At 66.0% G+C, this 5,581-nt stretch carries 10 protein-coding genes; 6 read left to right on the top strand and 4 right to left on the bottom strand.

Going from position 1 to position 5,581, the window contains the following annotated elements:
- Nucleotides 1-246: 246 nt before the first annotated feature.
- Nucleotides 247-585 carry a hypothetical protein gene (locus tag ACIA75_RS35280; RefSeq protein ID WP_397111424.1) on the bottom strand — a complete coding sequence of 113 codons (339 nt, stop codon included), beginning with the start codon at nucleotides 583-585 and terminating at the stop codon, nucleotides 247-249.
- 324 nt (nucleotides 586-909) lie between these two features.
- Nucleotides 910-1,203 carry a hypothetical protein gene (locus tag ACIA75_RS35285; RefSeq protein ID WP_397111425.1) on the bottom strand — a complete coding sequence of 98 codons (294 nt, stop codon included), beginning with the start codon at nucleotides 1,201-1,203 and terminating at the stop codon, nucleotides 910-912.
- A gap of 472 nt (nucleotides 1,204-1,675) precedes the next feature.
- On the opposite strand from ACIA75_RS35285, the gene ACIA75_RS35290 reads away from it, so the two are divergent.
- A complete protein-coding gene (locus tag ACIA75_RS35290; RefSeq protein ID WP_397111426.1) occupies nucleotides 1,676-2,203 on the top strand; it encodes a hypothetical protein in 528 nt (175 codons plus the stop codon).
- Between the two features lie 484 nt (nucleotides 2,204-2,687).
- On the opposite strand, the gene ACIA75_RS35295 is transcribed toward ACIA75_RS35290, so the two are convergent.
- Complete coding sequence (locus tag ACIA75_RS35295) at nucleotides 2,688-3,026, bottom strand: hypothetical protein (RefSeq protein WP_397111427.1); 339 nt, start codon at nucleotides 3,024-3,026, stop codon at nucleotides 2,688-2,690.
- Entirely contained in the window at nucleotides 3,019-3,384 is a 366-nt protein-coding gene (locus ACIA75_RS35300; protein ID WP_397111428.1) for a hypothetical protein, read from the bottom strand. The genes ACIA75_RS35295 and ACIA75_RS35300 overlap by 8 nt, the downstream gene beginning before the upstream one ends.
- 6 nt (nucleotides 3,385-3,390) lie before the next feature.
- On the opposite strand from ACIA75_RS35300, the gene ACIA75_RS35305 reads away from it, so the two are divergent.
- From ACIA75_RS35305 to ACIA75_RS35325, 5 genes are all read left to right on the top strand, one after another.
- Nucleotides 3,391-3,786 (top strand): hypothetical protein, encoded by a 396-nt coding sequence (locus ACIA75_RS35305; RefSeq protein WP_397111429.1) that lies wholly within the window; start codon nucleotides 3,391-3,393, stop codon nucleotides 3,784-3,786.
- Nucleotides 3,783-4,133 carry a hypothetical protein gene (locus ACIA75_RS35310; RefSeq protein WP_397111430.1) on the top strand — a complete coding sequence of 117 codons (351 nt, stop codon included), beginning with the start codon at nucleotides 3,783-3,785 and terminating at the stop codon, nucleotides 4,131-4,133. Before ACIA75_RS35305 ends, ACIA75_RS35310 begins: the two co-directional genes overlap by 4 nt.
- Nucleotides 4,134-4,218: 85 nt before the next feature.
- Nucleotides 4,219-4,485 carry a hypothetical protein gene (locus ACIA75_RS35315; protein WP_397111431.1) on the top strand — a complete coding sequence of 89 codons (267 nt, stop codon included), beginning with the start codon at nucleotides 4,219-4,221 and terminating at the stop codon, nucleotides 4,483-4,485.
- A gap of 75 nt (nucleotides 4,486-4,560) precedes the next feature.
- Nucleotides 4,561-4,899 carry a hypothetical protein gene (locus ACIA75_RS35320; protein ID WP_397111432.1) on the top strand — a complete coding sequence of 113 codons (339 nt, stop codon included), beginning with the start codon at nucleotides 4,561-4,563 and terminating at the stop codon, nucleotides 4,897-4,899.
- On the top strand, nucleotides 4,896-5,210 hold the full coding sequence (locus ACIA75_RS35325; RefSeq protein ID WP_397111433.1) for a hypothetical protein: 315 nt from the start codon (nucleotides 4,896-4,898) through the stop codon (nucleotides 5,208-5,210). The genes ACIA75_RS35320 and ACIA75_RS35325 overlap by 4 nt, the downstream gene beginning before the upstream one ends.
- Nucleotides 5,211-5,581: the final 371 nt, after the last annotated feature.

Consider the following 5,581-nt stretch of genomic DNA (forward strand, 5'->3'; position numbering starts at 1 on the left):
GGACACATTAAAACGTTATAACATTGTTATGAAACAATGTTATAACGTTTTTTACTAAAGTATTAAAGTGTGTAAATAACTAATTAGTGGTTTTTATTTCTTTGGTTACGGTGGGGTTCTCTCTCTCATGTATTTGAGTGTACACGGTAGTCGTGAAGGTTGTCAAGCACGCTCCGCGCGCTTTGTGTCGGCCTTCGGCCGGCCTATGGTTTCCACGGATGCGGCTTGACAACCCATCGACTGATCTCATTCTGCTGCTGTCCGGGTCTTACGCTTGTCCATCGCGTCGCGCCTTGACATAACCTCTTCGAGGTCTTTAACGTAGTCCTCCATGAACCAGTCACACCAAGCCTCGAAGACTTCAGTGTCTTCTTTCGACAGGCTGCGTCGCTTCGCGACAGCTTGTCGACCCTCTGGTGTAGATATTTTGGTTATCGCGACCGCCGCGGCATTCATTGCTTCGCTCTCTGCGATCGAGAGGTCTTCCAGTCGACGCTTCATCACGTTGATGAAGTCTTGGAAGTCCATCAAGTTGTCTTCGAACATCCTGACCGTAACTGGCTTGATCTTCTTGCTCAGAGACATCGTTTCTCCTGTTCAACGGTTGTTTGTATCTCTCGATTTTACCATTTTTCGTGATGTACCGATTTACCCTCGATCGGCGATGAGGGTTTACGCTCAGGCGGGTACCCTCCTTTAAGTTTCCCCTCATAGCCTCCTATCTGTACATACAGGTTTCCTGGTATCCGTATAGGCGGGGATACAGGGTGTGAATGGTGTGCTAATCTCGGCGCGTCCCCGGTCAGCGTTCGGAAATGACCGGGGACTTTTTGCGCTTCCTGGGTGATTGCTCCGCGCTTGCTGGGCCGGGGCCGGGCGGGGTCGGAAACCGCCCGGCCCCGGGCCGTTTCAGTTCCGGCCCCGGTTCCCCCGGCGCCGGTCGTGGTACCAGGCGGCGGCCGCGACGACGACCAGGCCGCCCGCGGTCACCGCGAACTCGGTGCCGGCCAGGATGGCCAGGGTCGCGAACACCAGCCAGCAGGCCCCTACGACGCCCAGGAAGGCCAGCGCGGCCAGGCGGGCCTCACCGCGGGTCAACGTGGCCTGGCGGCCCTTCCGGGAGCCTGTAATGGCGCGGGTGGCGACCAGGGCGCCGACCGCGTGCGCCGAGGTGGGGATCCGAAAGCCTGTTTGTGATTTCATGATTTCATGATATCACAAATAAGGGGATGAGGGAACCTGGATCACCGGGCGTGGCGGGTCGCGGCCGGGACGGCCGGACCGGGTGCGCGCCGGCACTCGCAGTTGCCGGAAGGTCGCGCCGGTTGCCGGCACTTCCCGGGGCGTGCACCCACCGCGCCCGGCGCGGTTCGCACGGCCTCGTCCACACCGGCCCGGCGCGGGGCCCAGCGGCCACGTGGAGCGCTCAGCGGTGACATTCGGGGACCGATGTACACCCCGCGAGTGGCCACGGCGGTGGGACAACGAAAACGGGCCGGTGTGAGCATCGCGGGAATGCTCACACCGGCCCGGGGCTTTTCGGCCGTCAGCGGTGGCGCTGGGCGGGTCTACGGCCCCTCAGTGGGAGTCGTAGAGGCCGCGGTGGATGTTGATCGCCTAGGCGCTGCCGCCCCGAGAGGAACGAAACCATGACCATCGACAAGAAGGGGAACCGATGAACGACAACCAGCCTTTCACCGAAGGGCAGCCAGACCCGCAAGGGCCAGCACGGCCCATCGTGAACGGTGACATCCTCGTCAGTGAACTCATCGCCACCGATGCGTGGGAGAAAATCCCGACCATCACCGATCCCGCGGAAGCTCAGGCACTGCTGTACGCCCTGCTCGAGGCGCTGGAAAACGGTCGCTTCTACGGCGTGCAGGCGGAGTTTTCGGCCGGTGCCGTCTGGGACCGGAAAGAGTCCGAAGAAGGGGGCGACATCTCCCCGATCGTCACGCCGTCGACATACCGCAGCACCATCGGCGATGATGACCTGTACCTGTCGGTCTCGGTACGCATCAAGGATTCCGACACCCTGCCTGCGGTCGTGGAGTTCGCCGACCGCCTGCGTAAACGGTCGGAGCGTGACCTGCTCGAGCACTTGGAAGCAGCGAAGGACCGGCGCCGGGAGGCCCTCAACGCCGAGCAGGAGGAGCTGCGCGCCCTCGACTCGCAGATCAAGGAACTGCGGCGGCGGCAGTAACGAAACACCGCGTGGCAACGACCGGAACCGGAGATGACGGTTCCGGCCGTTGTCGCGTTGTGGGGCGTCAATCGTTGCCGGTGTACGGCCCGATGGCGCGGGGTGCGGGATTGCGTCGCTGGCGCCGGCGGCGGCGATATGCCTTCTGGCGGCAAGGGTCCGAGCAGTACAGGCGGGGCCGGCCGTTCTCCGGAGAGGACAGGGATTTGCCGCAGACCTGGCACTGTTCCATCGAACCCCCCGCTTTCGTAACGCCTTTCGTAACGGGTTTCGTAACGCGCGTGCGTCCCGTCACCGGCCCCAAGTATGAGCAGGGCGGACCGTCGTGGTGGCGCCGGCCGATGCGTTCGGCCCTGGCGCGGTGGCGCTCGGTTGATGGTCGGCCCCCGGCCGGGCCGGGGCCGGGGTGATGTGGGCAAGAAAAAAACCGGGCCGGCCGCGAGGTGGTCGCGGGGCCGGCCCGGTTGGGCGGGGTGGCGAGGATTTAGAACGGTGGTTCGTCGTCGATATGTCCGCCGGCCCAGGGATCGGCGTCGCGGGTGGGGGAGCGGGGGATCATGCGATCCAGCCGGGCCGGTATCCGGATTTCGATCAGCGGTGTGGCGCACCGCGGGCACTGCTCCATCTCCGGCTCGTCGCTGTAGGGGCTACTGGTCCACCAGCCGCCGGCGCCGGCGCAGTCCGGGCAGTGTTCGCATAGTGCGGTGTCCAGCGACCACACCACTGCGCGGCCGCCGCATTCCAGCCATCGGGACAGGTGCCAGGGGCGGTGTGCGTGGCGGATCCGGCCGGTGCGTACGGCGGCCGCGGTGGTGTCAGTCATCGGTGCCGGCGCTTTCGTCGGCGGGCCGCGGGTGACTGACGGTGCCGTCGGGGTAGGTCACGGCGCCGTCTTTGTCGACTTTGATGCGGCCGTCGACGAATTCGCGCAGCAGGGCCGTGACGACGGTCTGCCGGCTTACCTTGGCGTGGAACAGCGCTGTTTCGAGTTCGTCGAGTTCGTCTTCGAACAGGCGGAAGTTCAGCAGCTTTGCGCCGGCGGCGGTGCGGTTGGGGTCTTTCCTCGGGCGGCCCATAGTCGACATCTTCGCATTTCTGAAATCATGATTGGGCGGACCTGTGCGGGGTCCGGTGGTTCGGGTACTGAGGCCCTGGTCACTGACTTTCGTTTTTGATACCATGATTTCATGATATCGAAAACTAGGGCGGGCGTACAGCCCGCCACCCTCGCCCCCCGGCCCGAACAGTCCATCGCCCTGATGCCCGTCGACCGCCCCGCACCGGCCCGCCCGGCGCTGTGGGCCGAATACGCCGTGCAGCTCCCGGACGGAACGCTGTGGACCGCTTCCGGCGCCCCGCTGGACCTCGACACCGATATCGAGGATTGGAGCGAACCGGAACCGGCGTTGTTCGGCACCTACGCCGACGCCGACGCCGAGCGCGGCGCCATCGAACGGTGGGTATCGCGCAAGTTCGGCGCGGTGAGCTACCGGCCGCACGTCATCATGCGCACCGTCACCAGCGGCGCGCGCGGCACGGTGTACGGGCCGTGGACCGACAGCGTGGCCGAGGCGGTGTCATGATGCGCACCCGCCGCAACCTGCGCCGCCAGGTCCGCGACCTGGCCGCCATGGTCGACCACATCATCGACGCCTGGCCGCCCTCGACCGGGCCGAGCGTGCCGGTCCACGGGATCACCGGGCCGGTGTACGGGCAGGAACTCGTCATCTCGGCATGGTCGTGCCACGACCCCGGTATCGGGCTGAGCACCGATCAGGCCATGACCATCCGCCGCGAGCACTACATGTGCCCGGCCGACGACCCGGCGGTGTGCCGGATCAAACCCGCCGCCCTGGCGCGGCTCGTGGCCACCGGCAAACTCGTCCCGGCCGGTCGCGGCGCGGTGCGTCCCGCGCCGATCCTGCACTGATCTCCCATCCATCCCCGGGGCGGCCGGACATCTCCGAACATGCCCGGCCGCCCCGGTCTTTCACCCGAGAACAGGGGTACCGATCGTGACCACAACAACCGACCTCCGGCACGAGGCCGCCGCGACCGCCGAGGCCTTGGCCGTCCTGGTGCGCCACGCCCAGCACGTCGCCGATGCCGTGGTGTCGCTGGACCGCGCCATGGCCTCCGGCCACATCACCCGCATCGTGTCCGCACTCGCGATGCTGCACAGCGAAATCGACATCCTGGCCGGAGTACTCGGCCCGCACGCCCGCGCCGGGCGCACCATCCCGGCCGACACCGCGCGGCTGGTCCTGGACGACCAGCACTGAAAACCAGGGGTGGGCCGGGCATTTCCGAACGTGTCCGGCCCGCCCCGCTCAACTCCGGAAAGGAACCCGCAACAGATGACAATCAACACCACCCCGGCCCCGTGGGCCCGCGAAACCGCGGCCGCCGCCCAGGTGGCCGCCGTGCTGGCCGCCATGTGGGAGGTCGGCAAAACCGCCCACGAGAACCCCGAAGACCTGGCGTCGATCCTGCGCAAGGCCGCCGCGGTCACCGCGGCCGCGGAGCTGTACGTCGTCGACGACTTGCTCGAGGCCGGCCCGTACAACGGTGACGAACTCTCCGACGAGCTGAACACCGTCATCGACGCCCATTTCAGGGACGCCTGCCCGCGGTGCGGATTCGACGGCTGGCCCGACACCACCGCCGAAGACATCCACCAGGAGCACAACCGATGACCACTTCTCACCGCCGCGGCCTGCACATCCACCGCCGCCACCCGGCCACCTGGTGGGCCGCGGCCGCCGATCTCGACGACGCCGCCGGCACCATCCCCGATTCGGCCGGCACCCCGGTATTCCGCACCCTCGCCGCCGCCGAGGACCGCGCCGCGGTGGTCGGTGGTGACGTGGTGCTCATCGCCCACCACCACCGGGTACGGGTGTGCGGGCTGGCCGAAACGCTCACCCTCACCGCGGTGATCGTCGGTGGCCTGAGCGCCGGATACGCCGCCGCGGCCGCAGCGGCCTATGTACGCGAGAACCTGTGAACACGAACAGAACCGGAGAAATGACCATGACCTGCTGTGACCGGCCGATGACCACGGCACCCGCACACCCCGACGACGCACCGATCACCCACGTATGGCTGTGCCGCGAGTGTGGGCACTTCGAACCGGTGGACCCCGAAGGGGATTCCGCATAACCCAGGTGACCACGGCACCGGCCACACGAAACGGCGCCCCCGGAAAAGCATTCCGGGGGCGCCGTTCTCGCTACGCATATGTGCCGGTTATCTGGTTTGATCGTGAGTTGAGTACTTGCCTGTCCGGCGTGTCGATCCGGTGTACTGGGTCGCTGGTGCGGCAGGCTCACTGTGACCTAAACGCAACCGACCCCCACTCTCTCCTTGTTTGGCGAA

Origin of the sequence: Nocardia sp. NPDC051750 (assembly GCF_044453135.1) — a bacterium.
GTDB lineage: Bacteria > Actinomycetota > Actinomycetes > Mycobacteriales > Mycobacteriaceae > Nocardia.

Bases quoted from the DNA above. Each gene is read 5' to 3' on its own strand.
- ACIA75_RS35290 (WP_397111426.1), top strand. From the start codon at position 1,676: ATGAACGACAACCAGCCTTTCACCGAAGGGCAGCCAGACCCGCAAGGG.
- ACIA75_RS35305 (WP_397111429.1), top strand. From the start codon at position 3,391: ATGATATCGAAAACTAGGGCGGGCGTACAGCCCGCCACCCTCGCCCCC.
- ACIA75_RS35320 (WP_397111432.1), top strand. From the start codon at position 4,561: ATGACAATCAACACCACCCCGGCCCCGTGGGCCCGCGAAACCGCGGCC.
- ACIA75_RS35295 (WP_397111427.1), bottom strand. From the start codon at position 3,026: ATGACTGACACCACCGCGGCCGCCGTACGCACCGGCCGGATCCGCCAC.
- ACIA75_RS35285 (WP_397111425.1), bottom strand. From the start codon at position 1,203: ATGAAATCACAAACAGGCTTTCGGATCCCCACCTCGGCGCACGCGGTC.
- ACIA75_RS35325 (WP_397111433.1), top strand. From the start codon at position 4,896: ATGACCACTTCTCACCGCCGCGGCCTGCACATCCACCGCCGCCACCCG.
- ACIA75_RS35300 (WP_397111428.1), bottom strand. From the start codon at position 3,384: ATGGTATCAAAAACGAAAGTCAGTGACCAGGGCCTCAGTACCCGAACC.
- ACIA75_RS35310 (WP_397111430.1), top strand. From the start codon at position 3,783: ATGATGCGCACCCGCCGCAACCTGCGCCGCCAGGTCCGCGACCTGGCC.
- ACIA75_RS35280 (WP_397111424.1), bottom strand. From the start codon at position 585: ATGTCTCTGAGCAAGAAGATCAAGCCAGTTACGGTCAGGATGTTCGAA.